The organism is Streptomyces malaysiensis subsp. samsunensis, from assembly GCF_024519315.1.
Taxonomy (GTDB): Bacteria; Actinomycetota; Actinomycetes; order Streptomycetales; family Streptomycetaceae; genus Streptomyces; species Streptomyces malaysiensis.
This window is the reverse complement of sequence record NZ_JANIIC010000049.1, coordinates 70,690-93,390: the sequence shown is the minus strand read 5'-3', so window position 1 is coordinate 93,390 and position 22,701 is coordinate 70,690. Positions and strand designations below refer to the sequence as shown.

General features: G+C 72.9%; 15 protein-coding genes and 1 pseudogene. 9 read left to right on the top strand and 7 right to left on the bottom strand.

Features of this window, described 5'->3' with window-relative positions:
* Positions 1-8 precede the first annotated feature (8 nt).
* Positions 9-773 (top strand): MIP/aquaporin family protein, encoded by a 765-nt coding sequence (locus tag NQU54_RS33815; RefSeq protein WP_257634365.1) that lies wholly within the window; start codon positions 9-11, stop codon positions 771-773.
* 14 nt (positions 774-787) lie between these two features.
* Positions 788-2,320: a glycerol kinase GlpK gene (gene glpK / locus NQU54_RS33810; RefSeq protein WP_257634361.1), complete on the top strand. Its 1,533-nt coding sequence runs from the start codon at positions 788-790 to the stop codon at positions 2,318-2,320.
* 65 nt (positions 2,321-2,385) lie between these two features.
* Here glpK and NQU54_RS33805 read toward each other — a convergent pair whose 3' ends face one another.
* Genes NQU54_RS33805 through NQU54_RS33790 form a run of 4 tightly spaced genes read right to left on the bottom strand, consistent with a single transcriptional unit; the run spans position 2,386 to position 6,495 of the window.
* Complete coding sequence (locus NQU54_RS33805; RefSeq protein ID WP_257634360.1) at positions 2,386-2,979, bottom strand: GTP-binding protein; 594 nt, start codon at positions 2,977-2,979, stop codon at positions 2,386-2,388.
* Positions 2,960-3,355 (bottom strand): DUF742 domain-containing protein, encoded by a 396-nt coding sequence (locus tag NQU54_RS33800; RefSeq protein ID WP_069871458.1) that lies wholly within the window; start codon positions 3,353-3,355, stop codon positions 2,960-2,962. Before NQU54_RS33800 ends, NQU54_RS33805 begins: the two co-directional genes overlap by 20 nt.
* A 15-nt stretch (positions 3,356-3,370) precedes the next feature.
* On the bottom strand, positions 3,371-3,799 hold the full coding sequence (locus tag NQU54_RS33795; RefSeq protein WP_257634359.1) for a roadblock/LC7 domain-containing protein: 429 nt from the start codon (positions 3,797-3,799) through the stop codon (positions 3,371-3,373).
* Positions 3,796-6,495 carry a nitrate- and nitrite sensing domain-containing protein gene (locus NQU54_RS33790; protein ID WP_257634358.1) on the bottom strand — a complete coding sequence of 900 codons (2,700 nt, stop codon included), beginning with the start codon at positions 6,493-6,495 and terminating at the stop codon, positions 3,796-3,798. The genes NQU54_RS33795 and NQU54_RS33790 overlap by 4 nt, the downstream gene beginning before the upstream one ends.
* Positions 6,496-6,860: 365 nt before the next feature.
* On the opposite strand from NQU54_RS33790, the gene NQU54_RS33785 reads away from it, so the two are divergent.
* On the top strand, positions 6,861-7,280 hold the full coding sequence (locus NQU54_RS33785) for a hypothetical protein (protein WP_257634357.1): 420 nt from the start codon (positions 6,861-6,863) through the stop codon (positions 7,278-7,280).
* Here NQU54_RS33785 and NQU54_RS33780 read toward each other — a convergent pair.
* Together NQU54_RS33780 and NQU54_RS33775 are read right to left on the bottom strand one after the other, a co-directional pair.
* Positions 7,228-8,430 carry an NAD(P)/FAD-dependent oxidoreductase gene (locus NQU54_RS33780; RefSeq protein ID WP_306279333.1) on the bottom strand — a complete coding sequence of 401 codons (1,203 nt, stop codon included), beginning with the start codon at positions 8,428-8,430 and terminating at the stop codon, positions 7,228-7,230. The two genes, NQU54_RS33785 and NQU54_RS33780, sit on opposite strands and share 53 nt — an antisense overlap.
* Positions 8,427-8,789 carry a bifunctional 3-phenylpropionate/cinnamic acid dioxygenase ferredoxin subunit gene (locus NQU54_RS33775; protein WP_257634356.1) on the bottom strand — a complete coding sequence of 121 codons (363 nt, stop codon included), beginning with the start codon at positions 8,787-8,789 and terminating at the stop codon, positions 8,427-8,429. Before NQU54_RS33775 ends, NQU54_RS33780 begins: the two co-directional genes overlap by 4 nt.
* 151 nt (positions 8,790-8,940) lie before the next feature.
* Between NQU54_RS33775 and NQU54_RS33770 the strand changes: the two genes are divergently transcribed.
* From NQU54_RS33770 to NQU54_RS33745, 6 genes and pseudogenes are all read left to right on the top strand, one after another.
* Complete coding sequence (locus NQU54_RS33770; protein WP_069871446.1) at positions 8,941-9,738, top strand: IclR family transcriptional regulator; 798 nt, start codon at positions 8,941-8,943, stop codon at positions 9,736-9,738.
* 325 nt (positions 9,739-10,063) lie between these two features.
* Positions 10,064-11,149, top strand: a complete 1,086-nt coding sequence (locus NQU54_RS33765) for an S-(hydroxymethyl)mycothiol dehydrogenase (RefSeq protein ID WP_257634355.1) — start codon at positions 10,064-10,066, stop codon at positions 11,147-11,149.
* Entirely contained in the window at positions 11,146-13,620 is a 2,475-nt protein-coding gene (locus NQU54_RS33760) for a GcvT family protein (RefSeq protein ID WP_257634354.1), read from the top strand. Before NQU54_RS33765 ends, NQU54_RS33760 begins: the two co-directional genes overlap by 4 nt.
* 60 nt (positions 13,621-13,680) lie before the next feature.
* Positions 13,681-13,806 (top strand): annotated as a pseudogene (locus NQU54_RS33755) (N-methyl-L-tryptophan oxidase); the annotation flags it as partial.
* Positions 13,803-14,960: an aromatic ring-hydroxylating oxygenase subunit alpha gene (locus tag NQU54_RS33750; protein ID WP_079256540.1), complete on the top strand. Its 1,158-nt coding sequence runs from the start codon at positions 13,803-13,805 to the stop codon at positions 14,958-14,960. The pseudogene NQU54_RS33755 and the gene NQU54_RS33750, both read left to right, overlap by 4 nt.
* Positions 14,957-16,423 carry an aldehyde dehydrogenase family protein gene (locus NQU54_RS33745; protein ID WP_257634353.1) on the top strand — a complete coding sequence of 489 codons (1,467 nt, stop codon included), beginning with the start codon at positions 14,957-14,959 and terminating at the stop codon, positions 16,421-16,423. The genes NQU54_RS33750 and NQU54_RS33745 overlap by 4 nt, the downstream gene beginning before the upstream one ends.
* 176 nt (positions 16,424-16,599) lie before the next feature.
* Here the strand turns inward: NQU54_RS33745 and NQU54_RS33740 are convergent, their stop codons facing one another.
* The gene (locus NQU54_RS33740) at positions 16,600-22,647 is read right to left on the bottom strand and encodes a hypothetical protein (protein WP_257634352.1); all 6,048 of its coding nucleotides are present in this window, start codon (positions 22,645-22,647) and stop codon (positions 16,600-16,602) included.
* Positions 22,648-22,701: the final 54 nt, after the last annotated feature.

Sequence of the window (22,701 nt, the reverse complement as noted above, 5' to 3'; positions counted from 1 at the left end):
GAGCCGCTATGAGCAATGGGGACATCTTCACCGGTGAGGTCATCGGCACCGCGATACTGATTCTCTTCGTGGCGGGCGTCTGCGCCGCCGTCACCCTGAACCATTCCAAGGCCAAGTCGGCCGGGTGGATCGTCATCGCCTTCGGCTGGGGCTTCGGCGTGATGGCCGGTGCGTACACCGCCGCCCCGCTGTCCGGCGCCCATCTCAATCCGGCGGTGACCGTGGGCGTCGCCGTGGACACCGGCGACTGGGACAAGGTGCCGCTCTACATCGTCGCGCAGCTGATCGGCGCCGCGATCGGCGCGGTGCTGACCTGGGCGCTGTACTACGCGCAGTTCGCGGCCAACGCCGACGAGAGGAACGCCCTTCCCACGCTGGGGATCTTCTCCACCGTCCCGGAGATCCGGAACCCGGTGGCCAACCTCGTCACCGAGATCATCGCGACCGCCGCGCTGGTGCTGCCGCTGCTCGCGTTCGGCCAGGTCGACGGCATCGGGATCGGCCCGGTCAGCGACGGCGGCGGCACCGTGATCTTCGGCTCGGGCATCTCGGTCCTGCTCGTCGCCTTCCTGGTGGTCGGCATCGGCCTCTCCCTGGGCGGGCCCACCGGCTACGCCATCAACCCGGCGCGCGACCTCGGTCCGCGCCTCGCCCACGCCCTGCTGCCCATCCCCAACAAGGGGACCTCGGACTGGGGTTACGCCTGGATACCGGTGGTGGGCCCGCTGATCGGGGCCGTGCTGGCGGGTCTCGTCTTCAACGCAGCCTTCTGACCGAAGGAGACGCCATGCCCCAACCGACGGATATCCACGTCGCCGCGATCGACCAGGGCACCACCTCCAGCCGCTGCATCATCTTCGACCGGAACGGCGCGATCGTCGCGGTCGACCAGCGCGAGCACCGTCAGATCTTCCCCAAGCCCGGCTGGGTCGAGCACGACGCCACCGAGATCTGGGCCAAGGTGCAGGCCGTGGTGGCCGGTGCGCTGGCCAAGGCGGGGCTGCGGGCCGACCAGCTGACCGCGCTGGGCATCACCAACCAGCGCGAGACGACGGTCCTGTGGGACCGCCGCACCGGCAAACCGGTGCACAACGCGATCGTCTGGCAGGACACCCGCACCTCCGGTCTGTGCGCCGAACTCGGTGGCGAGGTGGGGCAGGACCGCTTCCGGGACACCACCGGACTGCCGCTCGCCAGCTATTTCTCCGGGCCCAAGGCCGCCTGGCTGCTGGAGCACGTCCCCGGGCTGCGCCGCCGTGCCGAGATGGGCGAGATCGCCTTCGGCACCATCGACTCCTGGCTGATCTGGAACCTCACCGGCGGCACCGACCGCGGGGCGCATGTCACCGATGTGACCAACGCCGGGCGCACACTGCTGATGGATCTGCGGACCCTCCAGTGGGACAGCTCGATCCTCTCCGCCATGGGCCTGCCCGAGGCGATGCTCCCGGAGATCCGCTCCTCCGCCGAGGTCTACGGCACGGCGGTCGGGCAGCTGGCCGGTGTGCCGGTGGCCTCCGCGCTCGGCGATCAGCAGGCCGCCGTCTTCGGCCAGACCTGTTACGGCGTCGGCGAGGCCAAGAACACCTATGGCACCGGCAGCTTCCTGCTGCTGAACACCGGCGACCGCCCGGTGCCGTCCAAGAGCGGGCTGCTGACCACGATGGGCTACCGGCTCGGCGGTGAGCGGCCCGTCTACTGCCTGGAGGGATCGATCGCGATCACCGGCGCGCTGGTGCAGTGGTTCCGCGATCAGCTGGGCATCATCCGCTCCGCCGACGAGATCGAACCACTGGCCGCGAGCGTGGCCGACAACGGCGGGGCGTATATCGTCCCGGCCTTCTCGGGGCTGTTCGCCCCGTACTGGCGCTCGGACGCCCGCGGTGTGATCACCGGCCTCACCCGCTATGTCACCAAGGCACATCTGGCCCGCGCCGTCCTGGAGGCGACCAGCTGGCAGACGCGCGAGGTGGTCGACGCGATGTACCAGGACTCCGGGGTGCGGATCAGCTCGCTCAAGGTCGACGGCGGAATGACCGCGAACGGACTGCTGATGCAGCATCAGGCCGATGTGCTGGGCGTCCCGGTGATCCGTCCGGTGGTCGCCGAGACCACCTGCCTGGGCGCGGCGTACGCGGCCGGGCTCGCCACCGGCGCGTGGCAGGACCTCGACGAGCTGCGGGCCCACTGGAAGCGGGACACCGAGTGGACCCCGCGGATGGACGAGGAGGAGCGGACGCGCGAGTACGGCAACTGGCGCAGGGCGGTGGAGCGCAGCTTCGGCTGGCACCAGGAGGGGCGGCGGGCCCAGGGCTCCTGAGCCCCGTCCGGCACCGGCGCGAACGGCGGCCCGTACCCTGGACGGCGGGGTGCGGGCCGTGCCGTTCAGCCCTGGGGCGCGGAGGCCAGCATCGCGTGCTCCACGACCGAGATCAGCACATGCTTGGCCGATTCGCGCTCGCGGGCGTCGCACAGGACGACCGGGGTGCCCGGGTCGAGGTCCAGCGCATCGCGCACCGAGTCCTCCGGATAGCGGTCGGCTCCCTCGAAGCAGTTGACGGCCACGGTGAAGGAGATGTCCCGCCGCTCGAAGTAGTCGATGGCGGCGAAGCAGTCCTCGAGCCGGCGGGTGTCGGCCAGCACCACGGCGCCCAGCGCGCCGGTGGCCAGCTCGTCCCACAGGAACCAGAAGCGGTCCTGGCCCGGTGTGCCGAAGAGATAGAGCACCAGATCCTCGCGGAGCGTGATGCGCCCGAAGTCCATGGCGACGGTGGTGGTCGTCTTGGACTCCACCCCCGCGATGTCGTCGACCGGCCGGCCGGCCTCGGTGAGCAGTTCCTCGGTGCGCAGCGGTCTGATCTCGCTGACCGCGCCCACCAGGGTCGTCTTGCCTGCCCCGAAGCCGCCCGCCACCAGTATCTTCAGTGTGACCGGTTCGACGATATGAGGGCGGCCCGGGTCAGAGTGCCCGTAGACCATTGATCACCTCGCGCAGAATACTCTCGTCCGGCAGTTCCGCCGGAGGTACGGGCCGGGACACTCGGACGAGTGCGGCGTGGAGCAGATCGCCGATGAGTACACGGATCACGCCGATCGGAAGGTCGAGCTCGGCCGCCAGTTCGGCGACGGACTGCGGGCTGTCCCGGCTCAGCTCGACGATGTCGAGGTGTTCCGGGGACAGCGTCTGGTCGGCGACGGTCCGGTGGGTCGCGCTGTCGGCGACCACGACCGCGATCAGGTCCAGCTTCTCCTCAGCGGCGCTGCGGGTGCGTCCCCGCGTCATCGCATACGGTCTGACCACCGGTCCCGCCGCGTCGTCGAACCACCGGGCGGCGCTCTCCGGGTCTCCGCTCATCTCGCCCGGCCTCCGTCACCCGCTGGAGCGCGGAGCCGAGCCCAGATGCACGCCCACCCGCTTGACCAGCAGCGTCATCTCGTACGCTATCTGGCCCACATCGGAGTCGGCGTCGGCCAGCACGGCCAGACAGCTGCCGTCGCCCGCCGCGGTGACGAACAGGAAGGCGTCGTCGAGTTCCACGATGGTCTGCCGGACCCGGCCGACGTCGAAGTGGCGGCCGACACCCTTGGCGAGGCTGTGGAAACCGGAGGCCACGGCGGCCAGATGCTCACCGTCCTCCCGGGACAGATCGCGTGAGCCGCCGCTGGGGAGCCCGTCCCCGGAGAGCACCAGCGCCTTGCGGATGCTGCCCACTCTTCCGACCAGTTCGTCCAGCAGCCAGCTCAGTTCGCCCGACGCGTTGGGCGAACCATTGGGCGCTGCGGCGTTCGATGCGGTCATCGACCGTCCCCCTCATGTGTCGTTCCCGGTGCTGTGTCCGCACCTCCGGATCCGGTGGCCGACTGCCGCCGACCGCGCTGCCAACCTCGTTGCAGCGAGGCCATGGTGGCCCTCGCCTGCTCGGCTTCGCGCTCGGGATCGGTCTCGGCAGGGGTTGGGTCCGCCTCGGTCGGGGGTGCGGGATCGTTCTTCAGCTGCGGGGCCAGGCTGGCCTGCCGTACCCGCTTGGGGAGGCCGGAGGCCGCCCGCTGGGTGGGCGCCGGGCGCTGTTCCGGGCCACCGCGCTCCGGCCCCGTGCGCCGCGGGCCCTGTTGCCGGCCCTGGGCCCGGTCCTGGCCCTGGCGATCGGAGCGCTGTTCGGCCCAGGACGGCTGCCCCGGGCCCTGCGAACGGCCGTGCCGGCCGCTCGACGTGCCCTCGACCGGCCGGCCGTGGTCGGCGACCAGTACCGGTGGGACACGTCGGGGCAGCGGCGCGGGGCCGCCGCCCGGTGCGGTGGCCGGGCCGTCCGCGGCCTGCTGGTGCTCCACGGTGGACGGGGCCGGCCCGGTGCGCCCGGACTGCCGCGTCTTCAGCCCGCGGGCCCGGAAGATCCCGCCCACTTCCTCGTCATCGTCGACGTCCTCGTGGTTCTCGTGGTCCTCGTGGTCCTCGTGCGCGAAGGACGTGGTCAGGGAGGCGATCGGGGAGGCCGACCCGGTCTCGTCGGCGGGCCCCAGCCGGACGTCGCCGACACCGCGCGCGGTGTCGGCGTGACGGCCGCCGGTGTCGTCCTCGGCGGCGTCTCCCCGGGTGCCCTCGTCGGTGAGCAGGTTGGACGGGATGAGCACGATGGCCGTGGTGCCGCCGTACGGGGAGGGCTGGAGCGAGACCCGCACCCCCTGCCGCTGGCCGAGCCGGCTGACCACGAACAGCCCGAGCCGGTCGGTGTCGGACAGCTCGAACTCGGGGGTCTCGGCGAGCCGGAGATTGGCCTCCAGCAGCGCGTCGGGCGTCATACCGAGACCGCGGTCGTGGATCTCCAGGGTGAAACCCTTGGCGACCCGCTCGCCGTGCACCTGGACGGCGGTGTGCGGCGGCGAGAAGACGGTGGCGTTCTCCAGGAGTTCGGCGACCAGGTGGGTGAGGTCGCCGACGGCCGGGCCGACGAGCGCGATCCGGGGCAGCCGGCGGATCTCGATCCGCTCGTAGTCCTCCACCTCGGCGACGGCCGCGCGCACGACGTCCATCAGCTGGATCGGCTTGCGCCACTGCCGGGAGGGGGCAGCGCCGGAGAGGATGACCAGACCCTCGGCGTGCCGCCGCATACGGGTGGTCATATGGTCCAGCCGGAACAGGTCGGCGAGCTCGTCGGTGTCCTCGGTGCGCCGCTCCATGGTGTCGAGGAGGGTCAGCTGACGGTGCAGCAGCACCTGGCTGCGGCGGGCGAGGTTGACGAAGACATCGGAGACGCCCTGGCGGAGTTCGGCCTGTTTGACCGCGGCCTCGACGGCGGCCCGCTGGAGGGTGTTGAGGGCCTGGCCGACCTGGCCCATCTCATCGGGGCCGTAGTCCAGCCGGGGCGCCTCGGTCTCCACGTCGATCTGCTCACCCGCGCCGAGGCGGCGCATCACGCTCGGCAGCCGCACGCTGGCGACCTCCTGGGCGTCCCTGCGCAGCCGGGACAGATCGCGGACCAGGCTGCGGCCGATGCGGAAGGAGACGAGGACGGAGACGATGAGGGCGACCAGGCCGAGGATGCCGGCGATCCCCGCCTTGAGCATCACACTGCTGGCCACCGGGTCGATGCGCTTCTGGAGCCGGTCGGTGGCCTCGTCGCCCAGCCGGTCGTAGTCGTTGAGGACGGGTTGGGCCGCGGCCTCCCAGTGCTCCTGGTCCAGCGAACTGATGGCGGTGGCGGGGTCCATCGAGGAGAGGATCTTGCCCTCGGCTACGCGCAGTGCGGCGGGGGCCGCGTTGGTGCGCCGGTAGTCGGCGAAGACCTTCTGCTCGGAGTCGGGGAGGATCGGCAGGTTGATGTCGTAGAGCAGAGTGCGCTCGGCGATGAGGTCGGAGATGGACTGGAGGTCCCTCAGCGTCATCTTGCGCGCCGTCAGCGCCGAGACGTACAGCGCGTCCTCGCGGGAGAGCGCCTCCCGGGCGCGGATCATGGCGACCAGCGCGCGGCCCTGTTTGTCGAGGTCGGTGTCGGGCACCGCGTGGAGGGAGCTGCGGAAGGTGTAGCAGAGGTCGACGAGCTTGTTGTAGTACTCATATGCCTGAGCCGGGGATATGCCGTCGTCCTCGACCTTGCGGCGCAGACTGTCCAGCCCGTCGGCGGCCTTGAGGATGTTGTCGAGCTGCTCCTCGGAGTCGCCGTTCATCTTGTCGTGCACATCGCCGTCCGACTCGGCGGCCCGCAACTGGCCGATGGCCTCGTCGGTTTTGCGCTGGAGGGAGTGGAGCACCGGCAGGGCGTCCGACTGCCGCGGATCGGCCAGCAGGATGAGCGTCTGCCGGCGTTCCTTCTGGACGGCGTGCACCGCGTCCTCGGCCGGCTGGCCCGCCTTGTCGATGATGTCCGACGCGTCGAGCAGTTGCTTCGCCTCGCGACCGGTGATCACCGTGGCGAACGCCCAGATCGCCGTCAATGACACCAGCGGCACCAGCAACAGCGCCACGATCTTCCTGCGGATGGACTTACCGCGAAAGCGCATGGCCTCCCTAACGTCAAACCCCGAATTCCGGGGGCGGTGTTCCGAGTTCCGACAACGAGCGGCGCGAGCCTACTACTGCCAGTTGGACATATCGAAGGCATGTCCACTTGATGCAGGGAAGCCCTTACACTCCGTGATCAGGAGTTGTCGGGTGATTCCCCGACTTACCCCCCGCCGCTCGGCATCCGTCCACCGGCCATCGCATGCCGCCATTCGGCCGCGCTTGGCTTGTTTTCCCCTCCCCAGGGGAACCACCGGTCGGTGCCATTCGTGATCCAAAGGGGCACACTGGGGGGGCATACGACCCAAGTCCCGCTATCTGACTCGGCCGCACCGGGGCAGCCATGGAAAGGGGTGGGAGCGTCATGGACGCGATGGACAAGGATCGCGACATCCCGGCGCACGGGGTCCGGCCGCTGTGGACCGAGGAGCCGGCGCGCAGGCGGCGGCTGCCCGATCCCGTCCGCACATCGGCGGTGCGCGCGGTGATCATAATCGCGCTGACGCTGGTTCAGGTGATGGTCGCCCTGCTGTGCACCCTGGCGGGCTCATGGTCCGCCTTCCCCGTCGTGCTCGTCACGGTGGCGAGCACGGTGGTGGCGACCTGGGGGGTGCTGGACGTCTGGGTGACCCGTCAGGTCTGGCGCCAGCGCTACGGGGTGGTGTCCCGGCCCAGCAGTACGGCCCGCGAGCAGCGTCGGCAGCGCCGCCGGGCCCGTAAGGCGGAGCCGGTCACCTCCCCGCCGGCTGCGGAGCGCGGGCCAGCTCGCGGCGCAGCCGCATGAAGGGCCGGGGCCGGTCCACGCCGAGGGCGGCGGTGGAAATCCCGTCACGTTCGTAGACGGCGAGGAAGCCGCCGCCGTCGGCGGGGTCTCCCTCGAGGATCCGGACCGTGTCCCCGGGTTCGCGCCGCCCGGCGTACTGGATGCGCGCGCCGTACTGGTCGGACCAGAAGTAGGGCAGCGCGTCGAAGGGCTCGACGGTGGATCCGGCGAGCAGATTGCGGGCGGCCACGGCGCCCTGGAGCATGCCGCTGGTCCAGTGCTCGGCCCGGACGGTGCGCGCGGTGCCCGGCCGGGCCAGCCGGGCCACGTCCCCGACGGCCACGACGTTGGGCAGCGCGGTGACACAGCCCTCGTCGCACCGCACCCCGTCGTCCAGGGCCAGACCGGAGCCTTCCAGCCACCCGGTGACGGGGCGCACCCCGACGCCGACGACCATCACATCGGCGGGCAGCACCCGCCCGTCGGCGAGCTCCACTCCGGTGACCCGGCCGCCGCCGCGCAGAGCGGCGACGCCGGTGCCGCACAGCAGCGTGACCCCGCCCCGTGCGTGCAGCCCGGCGCACACCCGGGCCATCTCCTCGCCCAGTTGGGGCGCCAGCGGCAGCGGCGCGGCCTCCACCACGGTGACGTCGAGTCCGAGGGCGGCGCAGGAGGAGGCCACTTCGGCGCCGATGAAGCCGGCGCCGATCACCACCACCCGCTCGGCGCCCGCGCGCAGCGCGGCGCGGAGCCGGGTCGCGTCGTCGAGGGTGCGCAGGGTGTGCACCCCGGCCGGATGGGAAAGGGGCAGCGTTCTGGGGGTGGCGCCGGTGGCGATGACGACGCCGTCGGTACGCAGGGTGCGGCCACCGCTGAGCCGGATCTCCCCGGCGGCGGTGTCCAGCGCCTCGGCCCGGACGCCGAGCAGCCATTCGGCGTCCAGTTCGGCCTCCTCCTCCGGGTCGGTCAGGGCGAGGGTGCCCAGCCCCTCGCCCGGATCGCCGTCCCCGGTCAGAAACTCCTTGGACAGCGGCGGGCGGTCGTAGGGACGGTGGTACTCCTCGCCGACGACGACCAGCCGTCCGTCGTATCCCCGGGCGCGCAGGCCCCGCGCCGCGTGCAGACCCGCGAGCGAGGCCCCGACCACCGTGACCGTCGCGATCGCCGTCATGCGACGGCTTCTTCCGGCGCCGCGTGCACGGGCTCGCCGGGAACGGAGCGCACCATGGGGTGGACATACAGTATTCCGTCCACGACCGTGACTGCGTGGGTCCGTACGGGCTTACGGGCGGGCAGACAGGTGGGCTCGCCGGAACGCAGGTCGAACAGCGCGGCATGCAGCGGGCATTCCACGTAGCAGCCTTCCAGCCACCCTTCGGAGAGGGAGGCGTCCTGGTGGCTGCACATGTCGTCGATGGCGTAGAACGCTCCGTCGGTGTGGAACACCGCGATCGCCGCGGTGGCGTCGCCGGCCTCGACACGCACCGACTCACCCTCCGGCAGGTCCTCGATACGGCAGACGGGAATCATTGGCCCCCCTCACGTTGATCGGTATCATGCGTTGTGGATAGTGCACTGAAAAGCGCGATGCGCAACAGAATCCAGATCGGGAAGGCAGCCGTCAAGAGTTCCCCGGCCCGAGGGGGCCCACTCAGAGCCGCCGGATGGTGAGATCAGAACCATGACGAACACGACCGAGGAACGGGCCGAGGAGAAGCGGGGGGCCGCCGGGGCGGTGCAGTCGGTGGACAGAGCGGTCAGCGTCCTGGAGATCCTTGCCAGGCTCGGCGAGGCCGGAGTGACCGAGATCGCCGACGAACTGGGGGTCCACAAGTCGACCGCCTTCCGGCTGCTCGGCGTACTGGAGAACCGCGGACTGGTCGGGCAGGAACGGGACCGGGGGAAGTACTACCTGGGCGCCGGGGTGCTCAGACTCGCGGGCGCCGCCGCCATCCGCCTGGACATCTCGCAGGAGGGCGCCCCGGTCTGCCGGGCGCTGGCCGACGAGACCGGTGAAACGGCCAATATCGCCGTACTGGACGCGGACGCGGCGGTCAACATCATGCAGGCGCGCGGCGCCGCGGCGGTGACCGCCTTCAACTGGCTGGGGCGGCGCACCGCGCTGCACGCCACCGCGAGCGGCAAGGTGCTGCTCGCACATCTGTCGGGCGAACGCCGGGAGCGACTGGTGACACGGAAGCTGCCGCGGTTCACCGAGCACACCATCACCACCTCCGCCGAGCTGCGGCAGCAGCTGGAGACGGCGGCCGAGCGCGGTTTCGCCTACTCCTGCGAGGAGCTGGAGATCGGGCTGAACGCGGTGGCATCGCCGGTGCGCGGCCATGACGGCGCGGTCATCGGGGCGATCGGCGTCTCGGGACCGGCGTACCGGATGGCCCAGAGCCGACTGCCCGACCTGGCCGAATACGCCGTGAAGACCGCCGAGGAGCTGTCCCGCCGGATGGGCTTCCCCGGCTGACCACCACCTCACCACATCACCCACCCGACGAGGGGGCCGGATGACTCCGGCCCCCTCGTCGTGTCCGCGGCCAGCCGCTCCGAGGGGTGTGCGGGCTACGCGAAATCCCGCGTCAGCGCTGGTTTACAGGCGGTTTACGCGCACCTCTTGACCGCATGGGGCGGCGACTTTCAGGATGTTCCCCATCGCGCAACACGTCGCGCTATACGCAACTGGGGGGTAACCGACGGCCGTTGACCGGCCTCGGCCTCGCCCTCCTTCGAGGCAGTCATGCCGGCTCCCGCGCACCGGTCCCTGCGATCGCAGGAGAACAGAGGAGTGAGCCATGCCGCAAGAAGCCCGCGCCGTCGTCGCGGTCAAAAAGGGCGCCCCCGTGGAGGTGCTGCCCGTTCTCGTGCCCGAACCCGGCGCCGGTGAGGTGCTGGTGGGAGTCCAGGCGTGCGGGGTGTGCCACACCGACCTGCACTACCGGGACGGCGCGATCGGTGACCAATTTCCGTATCTGCTCGGGCATGAGGCGGCCGGCATGGTCGAGGCCGTGGGCTCCGGCGTCACCGGACTCGCACCCGGTGACTATGTGGTCCTGGCCTGGCGGGCGCCGTGCGGCGGCTGCCGCTCCTGCCGCCGGGGCCGCCCGTGGTACTGCTTCGACAGCCGCAATGCCGCCCAGCCGATGACCCTGACCGACGGCACCCCGCTCAGCCCGGCCCTGGGCATCGGGGCGTTCGCCGAGAAGACGCTGGTCGCGGCGGGGCAGGCGGTGAAGATCGACCCCTCGGCGCGCCCCGAGGCGGCGGGGCTGATCGGCTGCGGGGTGATGGCCGGCTACGGCGCGGCCGTGCACACCGGAGGGGTGTCCAAGGGCGATACGGTCGCGGTCATCGGCTGCGGCGGGGTCGGCAACGCCGCGATCGCCGGGGCCGCGCTGTCCGGGGCGCGCCGGGTGATCGCCGTGGACATCGACGACGCCAAGCTGGACGCGGCGACCCGCTTCGGCGCCACCGACACCGTCAACTCCCGCGGCACCGACCCGGTCGAGGCGGTCCGCGAGCTGACCGGCGGCTTCGGCGCGAATGTGGTCATCGACGCGGTGGGCCGCCCCGAGACCTACACCCAGGGCTTCTACATGCGCGACCTGGCCGGGGTGCTGGTGCAGGTCGGGGTGCCGGATCCGGAGATGCGCATCGATCTGCCGCTGATCGATCTGTTCTCGCGGGGCGGTGCGCTCAAGTCGTCCTGGTACGGCGACTGCCTGCCCAGCCGTGACTTCCCGGTCCTGGTCGACCTCCACCTCAGCCGCAAGCTGGATCTGGAGGCGTTCGTCAGCGAGACGATCACGCTGGACGAGGTCGAGACCGCGTTCGCCAAGATGCAGCGCGGCGAGGTGCTGCGATCGGTGGTGGTCCTGTGAGTGCGTCGGCCTGCCGAGTCGTGATCGTCGGCGCCGGGATCGTCGGCTGCTCGCTCGCCGACGAGCTGACCGCCCGCGGCTGGCGGGACGTCACCGTCCTGGAGCAGGGCCCGCTGCTCGCTCCCGGCGGTTCGACGTCGCACGCCCCCGGCCTGGTCTTCCGGACCAGCCCCTCCAAGACCCTGACCGACTTCGCCCAGTACACCGTGGAGAAGTTCTCCTCGCTCGAGGTCGACGGGCTGTCCTGCTTCAACCCGGTGGGTGGTCTGGAGATCGCCACCAGCGAGGAGCGCTGGGCCGATCTGCACCGCAAGGCCGGGCTCGCGGCCTCCTGGGGCGTACGGGGCGAGCTGCTCGGCCCGGCCCGGTGCGCCGAGATGTGGCCGATGCTGGACCCGGACCGGATCGTCGGCGGCTTCCACACCCCGGACGACGGGCTGGCCCGCGCGCTGCTCGCCTCCCGCGCCCAGATGGAGCGGGCCACCGCGCACGGCGCCCGCTTCCTGGACCGGCACACCGTCACCGCCATCGAGCGGGAGGGCGGCCGGGTCACCGCGGTGGTCACCGACCGGGGCACCTTCCCCGCCGACATCGTGGTCTCCGCCGCCGGGTTCTGGGGCCCGCTGATCGGCGCGATGGCGGGGGTTCCCGTCCCCTTGCAGCCGCTGGCCCACCAGTACGCCAGGACCGGGCCGCTGCCCGAGCTCGCGGGGGTGAACGACCCCCGTACGGAGGCGAGCAAACCGATCCTGCGCTTCCAGGACCGTGATCTGTATTACCGCGAGCACACCGACCGCATCGGCATCGGCAGCTACGCCCACCGCCCGCTGCCCGTCGACCCGGCCCGGCTTCCCGCGTACGACGACGCCCCGGTGATGCCGTCCTCGCTGCCGTTCACCGCCGAGGACTTCGCCCCCAGCTGGGAGGAGAGCGTCAAGCTGCTCCCCGCGCTCGGCGCCGGCCGGATCGAGGAGGGCTTCAACGGGGTCTTCTCCTTCACCCCCGACGGTATGCCGGTCATCGGCGAATCCCGCGAGGTGCGCGGCTTCTGGCTGGCCGAGGCGGTGTGGGTGACCCACTCCGCGGGCGTCGCCCGGGCCGTGGCCGAGTGGATGACGGACGGGCGGCCGGGCATGGACGTCCATGAATGCGATCTGTACCGCTTCGAGGACGCCCAGCGCTCCCCCGCCTACATCGCCGAGCGCGGGAAGCAGAACTTCGTCGAGGTCTACGACGTCATCCATCCGCTCCAGCCGGTGGAGCAGCCCCGGCCGCTGCGGGTCAGCCCCTTCCACATCCGGCAGCGGGAGCTGGGCGGATACTTCCTGGAGGCCGCGGGCTGGGAGCGGCCGCACTGGTACGAGGCGAACGCCCCGCTCGCCGAGTCCGTCGACCTGCCCCCGCGCGACGCCTGGTCGGCCCGCTACTGGTCGCCGATCGCCGCCGCCGAGGCCAGGGCCACCCGGGAGCGGGTCGCGCTGTACGACATGACCCCGCTCAAGCGGCTGTCGGTGAGCGGGCCCGGAGCGCTGGACTTCCTCCAGCGCATGACCACCAATCAGCTGGCCAAGAAGCCCGGCGCGGTCACCTACACCCTGCTGCTGGACGAGGCCGGGGGGATCCGCAGCGATCTCACCGTCGCCCGGCTGTCGGAGGACCGCTTCCAGGTGGGCGCCAACGGCGGACTCGACCTGGACTGGCTGCTGCGCCACGCGCACGAGGGGAGCACCTCCCGGTCGAAGACCGGGGCAGTCCACATCGAGGACATCACGCCGGGCACCTGCTGTATCGGCGTCTGGGGCCCGCTCGCCCGGGAGCTGGTCCAGCCGCTGACCCGCGACGACTTCTCACACGAGGCGTTCGGCTACTTCAAGGCCAGGCAGACCTATATCGGCCATGTCCCGGTGACCGCGATGCGGCTGTCCTACGTCGGCGAACTGGGCTGGGAGCTGTACACCACCGCCGACATGGGCCTGCGGCTGTGGGACACCCTGTGGGAGGCGGGGCAGCGCCACGGGGTGATCGCCGCCGGGCGCTCGGCCTTCAACAGCCTGCGGCTGGAGAAGGGCTATCGCGCCTGGGGCCATGACATGACCACCGAGCACGACCCCTACGAGGCCGGGGTCGGCTTCGCCGTCAGGATGAACAAGGGCGACTTCATCGGGCGTGCGGCGCTCGATGGCCGCTCCGAGGAGACGGCGGCGCGCAGACTGACCTGTCTCACCCTGGACGACCCGGCCGCGGTCGTCATGGGCAAGGAGCCGGTGTACGCCGACGGCGTCGCGGTCGGCTATGTGACCAGCGCGTCCTACGGCTACACCATCGGCCGGACCGTCGCCTACGCCTGGCTGCCCGCAGCGACCGCCGTGCCCGGCACCGCCGTCCACATCGAGTACTTCGGCGAGAAGGTCCCCGCGACCGTCGCCGCCGAGCCGCTCTTCGACCCGCGCATGGAGCGCATCCGCCGCTGACACGCGCGTGTGCCACGCGCACGCCCCGCGACCACGGGAATCGACCGCCTGGAGGCCCCCGGGCACGGGTTCACCCTCGTGCCGGTGGTCGGGGAGCTCCTGGCCGATCTGGCACTCACCGGCAACGCCGCCCACCCCATCGAGCTCTTCGACCCCCGCCGGCTCCGCTTGAGGAGAACCCCATGACCATGGCTCCCGAATCCCCCGCCGCCACGACCTCCAGTCTGCTCGCCACCCTTCCCGGCCACTGGTACACCGCTCCCGGTATCTTCCGGCAGGAGCAGGAGCACCTGTTCGAGGCCATGTGGTTCTGCGCGGTGCGCGGGGCCGATCTGGACCGGCCGGGCGCCTTCCGCACCGTGCGGATCGGCCGGGAGAGCGTGCTGATCACCCGCAACCGGCGCGGTGAGCCACGGGCGTTCCTCAATGTCTGCCGGCACCGCGGCGCCCGGCTGTGCACCGAGGAGTCCGGTACGGTGCGCCGCTCGTTGCAGTGCCCGTACCACGCCTGGACCTACGATCTGGACGGCAGGCTCACCGCCGCCCCCAACCTTCAGCGGATGCCCGATATCGACCGGGTCGAGCGCGGACTGGTGCCGGTACGGCTTCGCGAATGGCTCGGCTATGTCTGGGTCTGCCTGGCCGAGGATCCACCATCCTTCGAGGAGACGGTGATCGGGGCGGTGGCCGAGCGGCTCGGCGACGCGGAGTCCGTGGAGCGCTACGACGTGGCCGGCCTTGCGCTGGGCCGCCGGATCTCCTATGACGTACGGGCCAACTGGAAGCTGATCGTCGAGAACTTCATGGAGTGCTACCACTGCGCGACGATCCACCCCGAACTCACCGAGGTGCTGCCGGAGTTCGCCGACGGTCTCGCGGCGCAGTACTTCGTCGGGCACGGCGCGGAGTTCGCCGAGGAGGCCCAGGGGTTCACGGTGGACGGCAGCGAAGGGTTCGGCCGCTTCGCGGGGATCGCCGAGGAGCAGGACCGCCGCTACTACGCGATCACGGTACGGCCGCAGGTCTTCCTCAACCTGGTCCCCGACCATGTGATCATCCACCGGATGTTCCCGCTCGCCCCCGATCACACCCTGGTCGAATGCGACTGGCTCTACGCCCCCGAAGTGGTGGCGTCCGACCGGGACGTGTCGAAGTCGGTGGAGCTGTTCCACCGGGTCAACGCCCAGGACTTCGACGCCTGTGAGCGCACCCAGCCCGCCATGGACTCCCGCGCCTACCGCGCCGGCGGGGTGCTCGTCCCCAGCGAACACCACATCGGCGCCTTTCACCGATGGGTGACCGACCATGTCCCGACCCCGGAAGCGGAGGAATGCCCGTGACGGACCTCTTCATCGGTGGCCAGTGGACCGGCGCGATCGACGAACGGACCCGGGAGATCCGCTGCCCGGCCGACGGATCGCTGGTGGCGGTCGTGGACGAGGGCGGCGGGAAGGACGCGGCCGAGGCGGTGGCCGCCGCCCGGCAGGCGTTCGACCAGGGGCCCTGGCCCCGTACTCCGGTCGGGGCGCGCGGCGATCTGCTGCTGCGCGTCGCCGATCTGGTGGAGCGCGACAAGGCCGGGCTCGCCCGCGCGGAATCCCTGGACACCGGGAAGCGCCTGGCCGAGAGCGAGCTCGACCTCGACGGTGTGGTGGCGTGCTTCCGCTACTACGGGCAACTGGTGCGCACCGAGGCGGACCGGATCGTGGACACCGGCACCGAGCACACCGTCAGCCGGGTGGTCTATGAACCGGTCGGGGTCTGCGCGCTCATCACCCCGTGGAACTATCCGCTGCTCCAGACCTCGTGGAAGGTCGCGCCCGCGCTCGCCGCGGGCAACACCTTCGTACTGAAACCCAGTGAGCTGACCCCCAGTACGGCGATCGCGCTGATGCGGCTGCTGGCGGAGGCCGGACTGCCGGACGGGGTGGCCAATCTGGTGCTCGGTCCGGGCGCCGAGGCCGGGGCCCCGCTCACCGACAACCCCGATGTGGACCTGGTGTCCTTCACCGGGGGCCTGCGGACCGGGCGCCGGATCATGGCCGCGGCCGCGGGCACGGTCAAGCGGACCTCGCTGGAGCTGGGCGGCAAGAACCCCAACATCGTCTTCGCCGACGCGGACTTCGACACGGCCGTGGACCACGCGCTCACCGCGGTCTTCCTCCACTCCGGACAGGTCTGCTCGGCCGGGGCCCGGCTGTTGGTGGAGGAGCCGGTGCACGACGCCTTCGTCGAGGAGGTCGTGCGCCGCGCCCGTAGGATCCGGCTGGGCGGGCCGTTCGACAAACGGGCCCAGACCGGCCCGCTGATCTCCGCCGCGCACCGGGCCAAGGTCGAGGCGTATGTGGCGACGGGGCTCGCGGAGGGCGCCCGGCTGCGCTGCGGCGGCGCCCGTCCCGACGATCCGGCCCTGGACGACGGCTACTACTTCCTGCCGACCGTCCTCGACCGCTGCCACAGCGGTATGTCGGTGCTGGCCGATGAGTCCTTCGGGCCGGTGCTCACGGTGGAACGTTTCGCCGGGGAGGACGAGGCGGTGCGGCTGGCCAACGACACCGTGTACGGGCTCGCCGGGGCGGTATGGTCCGGCGACGAGGGGCGGGCCGAGCGGGTGGCCTCCCGGCTGCGGCTGGGCACCGTATGGATCAACGACTACCACCCGTATCTCCCGCAGGCGGAATGGGGCGGGTTCAAACAGTCCGGGACCGGACGGGAGCTGGGGCCCAGCGGGCTCGCGGAGTACCGGGAGACCAAGCACATCTGGCGCAATACACGCCCCCGTCCACAGGGCTGGTTCGCCTGACGGAAGTCCGGTCCGCCCGAGTCCGCCCCGGGCCCGGGGCGGCTGCGAGGGCGATATCGGTTACCCGGCCTGCGCCGCGAGCATCAGTCGGACGGTGAGGCCGGGTCAGGTGTGGCCCCCGGGCCCACGGCCCCGGTGGGGCTCACGGCCTGGCCCGGCTCAGGTCCCCGTCCGGCTCATGGCCGGTCCGCCGCCTCGACGGGCTCATCCGCGTCCACCTCGGGGCGGCGGTACATCCGTGTCGCGGTGATCTGGCCGTGCACCTGCTGCTCCTCCTCCGGCTCCCGGACCGGCAGGCCCGGCCGCAGATGCTCCTCGACGCTGATGTACTTCAGCCCGGCCCGCAGATCCGCGTCATTGCGCAACCGGATCACCAGCGGGAACTCGGCCAGCGCCGTGGTGTCGAACAGCCCCGTCGTATAGAGCAGCTGCACACCCAGCGCGTCCGCGACCGCCCGCTGGAGCTCCAGCAGATAGGTGGCGTTGGCGCGGCCGATCGGATTGTCGAGGAAGAGGGTGCCCGCGTGGCGGTGCTTGTCACGGCCCCGGTCGTTGCTGCGCAGGGCCGCCATCGTGCAGTACAGCGCGATGGCGGCGGTCAGCAGCTGGCCACCGGAGAACACATCGCCCATCTGCCTCACCGGCACCCGCTCGGCCCGCAGCACCGCGTCCGGTTTGAGGATCTCGACGGCCACCCCGCGCGGCAGGAGCGCGGCATGGACCCCGCGCAGCAGCAGGGACATGCCGTCCCGCCGCAGATCGGAGTTCTTCCGCACGGCGGAGCGGGTGGCCTCGTCGATGACCTCGCCGAGCCGCTCGGTGAGGCTGGCCTGGTCGGGGTCCTCGAAGCGGATCCGCAGGAACTCCTGCCCCGACCACTCGCCGAGCCCCTCGGGGAGCCGGGAGAGCCGCTGCGCGGAGCGCAGGGTGGCCAGACAGGACTCCACCAGGCCGCGCAGCCGGTCCACGATGGAGTCGCGGTTGCGCTCCAGCTGCTCCAGCTCGTCGGTGAGCACGCGCAGCCGGGGCGCGAACGCCTCGGCCCAGGCGGCGGCGTGCTCGGGCAGGGCGGCCGCGGGGAGCTCGCGGATCTGCTGGCGGGCGGGGGTGCGCACCTGCTCGTAACGGGTGGAGTTGGCGTGCCGCACCAGCACATCGGACGCCTCCCGCACCGCCGACTCGGCCGCCGACAGATCGGCGGCGCAGCCGCGCAGTGAGCGGCGGCTCTCGGCGGCGGCCTGACGGGCCTCGGCGAGACCGCCCGCGTACGGCTCGGGCCGCTCGCCGTCGTCCTCCGCGCCGGGGCCGTCCCGCAGCAGATCCCGCAGCAGGGCGGCGGTCTCGTCGAAGCCGCCCGCCGCGTCCTCGGCGGCGCGGTGCGCGCGCACCAGGTCGGCGTGGGCGGTACGGGCGGTGTCCAGGGCGTCCGTACGGGCGGCCAGTTCGCCGTTGGCGGTGCGCAGCAGCTCCTTCGCCTGCTCGGCGTCGGCCGGGACCGTCTCCTCCGGCAGCTCGGTGTGGGCGTCGCCGTCGGCGGGGGCGAGCCGCTCGGCCTCGCCGCGCAGCCGTCCGAGCTGCTCGCTCGCCGCCGACGCACGGCTCTCCAGCATCTGGACGAGCGATTCGGCGCGGGCCGCGGCGGCCTGCCGGGAGGGGCCGTCGGCGCCGTCGGTGCCCTCCAGGAGCTGGGCGGCGCGGGTGCGGACCTTGTTGGTGAGCCGGTCGAGGGAGGCGAGGGCCGCGCTCTCGTCGCTCTCGGCGCGGGCCTGTTCGGCGCGGAGGTCGGCGCCGACGCCGACCTTCTCGTAGACCTGGGAGGCGGCGCGGTACGCCTCGCGGAGCGCGGGCAGCGAGGCGGACGGCGGCTCGGTGGCCTCGCCGAGGTCGTCGGGGGCGCCCGCGATCTCCGCGCGCTCGGCGCGCAGGGCGCGGGCCGTACGGTGCGCGTCGTCGGCCGCGCGCTGGGCGGCGCGCCGGTCCTCGTCGGCGGCGCGGGCCCGGTCCACGCAGCCCGCGGCGCGCTCCTCGTACTCGGCGGCCTCCTCGGCCAGTTCGCGCAGCCGGGTCTGCCAGGTGGCGCGCTCCCGCAGCCGGTACGCCAGACCGGCCAGCGCGTCCGCCACCCGGCGGGCCCGCTGTGCCGCCTCCTGGCGCTCGTCGCGGACCCGGGCGGCCTCGGTGGCGGCCTCGTCGGCCTCCGCCCGCGCCGTACGCCCCTCCACCAGCTCGCGCTGTGCGGTGTCGGCGGCCTCCCGGGCGGTCTCCGCCGCCGCCGCGAGCTCGGCGAGCCGCCCGGACGGGCAGCCGGTGCGCCAGGAGCCGAGCCGCGCGGACAGCGCCCGGTCCCCGGCGAGCCGGGCGGCGAGCGCCCTGATCTCCTCGTCCCGCTCGGTGGCGCGGGCCCGCAGCCCGCGCCGCTCGTCGTCGGCGGCGCGCTCGTCGTGCATCGCCGGGTTCGGCGGCACGAGGAAGACCCCGCTGTCCTCGGTGCCGGGCGCGGGCGTCGGCGCGAGCAGCGCGGCGGACGTCCCGACGGCCACGGCGGACCGCGGCAGCAGCGACGCCTGGCCGAGCACCTCACGGGCGCGGGCGTGGGTGCCGGGGTCGGTGATGACGACGCCGTCCACCAGCTCGGGGCGGGCCGCGAGCACGGCGGCGTGGTCGACGGGGTCCACGGCCTGGGCGAGGTAACGCCAGCCGGGGAGGGCGGGGATGCCGTGCTCGCCGAGGAACTCGACGGCCGCCAGCACATCGGGGCTGGGCGGCAGCAGCCCCCCGTCGCCGAGCGCACCCAGAATGCGCGCGTCCTCGGCTGCCGCGGTCCGCAGCTCGAAGAGCTGCCGCTCGGCGGAGGCGACGCTCTCCTCGAGCAGTTCGCGCAGCGCCTCGGCGTTGCGATCCAACTCCTCGGCGGTCAGCGGCCCGTCCGCGAAGGCCCGCGGGGCGGGCCGGGGGTGACGACCGCGGTCGCGCTCGCGGTCGGGTTCACCGCCGGGCTCGGGGCTCCAGCAGTCGGAGTCGTCGGCGGCGGAGCCGGAATCCGCGTCGGCGGGGGTGACGGGCTCGGCGTCGGCGGGAGTGACGTTGGCGGGCCGGGTACCGGTGTCAGCGGCCTCCGGTTCGCCCTGACCACCGTCAACGTCCCCGACCCGGGCCGACACCTCCCCGGGAGGCCGGGATTCGGCCGCCACGACCCGGGCGCCACGCGGGCCGTCCGAGCGCGGGCCGTCCGAGCGCGGGCCATCGTCCGACGGGGCCGCGTGGCCGACGTCGGCAGTGTCCGTGGCGGCCGCCGTCCCGGCCTGACCGCCGTCACCGTGGGAATCGACCGCCACGGCCGGGGCGGCGCCACGGTGGCCCTCCGGGCGCGGACCGCCACCGCCCGACGCGGCGTCCTGTGCCTCGTCGATCCGCACCGTCACCCACCCCGCGGGCCGCGACTCCGCCGCGAGCGGACGGCGCCGGTGAGCCTCCCCCGGGCCCGCCTCCGCGACCTCGGCGGAGGCCGCGCCGTGCCGAGCGGGGCGCGCCCCTTCCGCGCCACCATCGACGCGAGCGGTGTCCCCCGCCTCGTCAACGGGACCAGTGCCCCGGCACTGGTCGCCCACGGAAGGGGCGTCGCCCTCCACGCGCCTCGCACGACCTGCCTCGCCCACCGGACCGGTGGCCGAGAGGCTGTCGCCCGCGACAGCGGAAGCGCCCTCCGCGCCCACGACGACATCCGTCGACCGGACCACCGAGCCCGAGGCGGCACCCCCACCCCTGGGGCGGGCGGCGGAGGGGCCCGACATGCCACCGCCCTTCACCCCATCGCCCTCCTCGACCCCACCCGCGGCCGCGCCCCCCGGGCACGGGCCACCGACCACGCGGGAGGCGGAAACCCCGTCACCGGACACCGGGCCAGTACCCGGGAATCCGTCGCCCACGACGGCGGAGCCCTCCATGCCCGGGACGTCCGTCGACCGAACCACCGAGCCCGGAGCGCCACCCCCGCCCCTGGGGCGCGCCGCCGAGGGGCCCGGCGCGGCGTGGTTCTCTCCCTCGAAGCGTGAGCGGGTGTCGGTGGGCGGGTCCTCGGGGGCGTAGTCGTGGTCGTGGGGCGCGGGCTCCGAATCCGGGGGGATCGTGGGCGGTGCGTGAGGGGCCGCGCGGAAGGCGGCCGGGAGTTGGGAGAGGCCGATGTCGTCCGCGTCCTCCTCGTCCACCCGGACCGTGATCCACCCGTCCCGGCCGGAGTCGGCCGGCAGGGTACGGGCCGCCCGTCGGCCCATCCCACGCCCGCCCGCGTCCGGAACGCGCACCGTCACCCCGCCCGCCGCGCGTGAATCCACCGCCGATGGGCGGGCGGCGCCGCGCGGGGCGGGGACGGCGGCGGTGGGCTGTGGCAGGCCCAGCAGTTCGATCAGGCGCTGCTCCGCGCCCAGCGCCTCCGCGGCGCGCCGCTCCGCCTCGTAGGCGGACTCCGTGGCCCACGCCGCGTCCACCGCTCGCGCCGCGGCCAGTTCGGCGCGGGCCTCCACGGCGGCGGCCGACTTCGCGTGGTCGGCGGTGCGCCGAGCGGTCTCGCGGGCCTCGTCGAAGGCGGCGACCGTGGTCTTCTCGGCGTCACTGGCGGCGAGAGCGGCGCGGGCCGGGTCGGCGTCGGGGGCGGAGTCGTCGAGCCATCCGGCACGCACGGCCTCGGCGGTCTCCTGCTCGACCTCGGCGAGCCGCTGGCGCAGATGCTCGGCGTCGCTGCGGGCGCGCTGGGCCGCCGTGGCGGCGGAGGTGGCGTCGCGGTGGGCGGCCTCACCGGTCTCCTGGAGGGCGGCGGAGCGCTCCTCCTCCTCGTTGGCGACCCGCTCACCGTCCTCGGCCGCCGCGTGCAGGGCGCGGACGAGGTCGGCGGCGGCCTTGGCGCGGGCGGCGAGGGCGGGGGCCGCGTCCCGCTCGGCCTCGCGGATGGCGGCGGCCACCCGCGCGGAGCGGTCGGCGGCGGCGCGGTGGCGCAGCACCGTCTCGGCGGCCTGCCAGGCGGAGTGCAGGGTGCGGGCGTCATTGAGCTCGCGGCGCTGCGCCGCGGCGCCCTTCTCGGCGGCGGCGAGCGCCAAGGAGGCGTGGCGGTAGGCGAGTTCGGCGGCGACGAGGTCGCTGCGGCCGCGCGCGCCCTCGGCGTCGGTGACGGCCTGGGCGGCGGAGGCGACCCGCTCGGCGAGTTCGGCGGCGCGTGCCCGCTCCTCCGCGCCACGCGCGGACAGCCTCCGGGAGAGCGTACGGGTGCGGCGCTCGGCGCCCGCGTGGACGCCACGGGCCTGCTCGCGCCGCTCCGCGGCGTCCGCGATGCGCTGGAGCAGATCGAGCGAACCGGCGGTGAAGTCCCGCTCGGCGGTCAACTCGGCGCGGCGGCCCAGCTTGTGGGCGAAGCCGTGGACGAGGTCGGCGAGCCCGTCGGTGTCGCGGGTGTCGGTGACGGCGCGCAGCAGGAGGTCGGTGAAGTCGGAGTCGTTCTTGACCGCGAAGAGGCCGGCCGCCTCGCCCTCGTCGGCGTTCATCTCCCGCTGGTAGCGGAAGAGTTCGGGGTCGAGGCCGAGTTCGCCGAGGTGTTCGTTCCAGCGCTCGTGGATCTCCACCCAGACCACGTCCAGATGGGGGTACGCCTTGCCGGCCTCCGTAAGGGCGTCACGAAAGCCCTTCATGGTGCGGCGGCGGCCGCGTGCGGTCGAGGCGCCCTCGACGGTGGGCCGCACCGCCGCGGATTCGGCGACCGGCAGGGAGTCCAGGCTCATCCCGGGGCCGGGCCGGAAGGAATACCACGCCTCGGCGAACTTCCGCGGGTCGTTGGAGACCTGACGGCCGCGCCATTCGCTGACCTTGCCGACGACGACGGTCTCACCGGTGACGGTGTGCTGCCACTCCAGCGCGACATGCCCGCAGTCGTCGGCGAGCAGGAACTTGCGCAGCACTCCGGAGCTGGCGCCACCGAGGGTGTTGCGATGGCCGGGCAGCATCACCGAGAAGATCAGCTTGAGCAGGACGGACTTACCGCCGCCGTTCTCCAGGAAGAGCACACCGGCGGGGGCGGGGCGGCGCGGCGGGCCGACCGGCTCCTCCTCGAAGAACTCCGCCTGGGTGGGTGCGGGGCTGGGCACCGGCTCGCCGACTCCGCGCAGGTCCAGCACGGTGTCGGCATAGCGCGCACCGGCCGGCCCGATGGAGTAGAGGCGGATCCGGGACAGCTCGTACATGGCGGCGGACTCTCGTTGTCGTAAGGGGTGGTATGTCGGCGGGGGGCAGGGGCG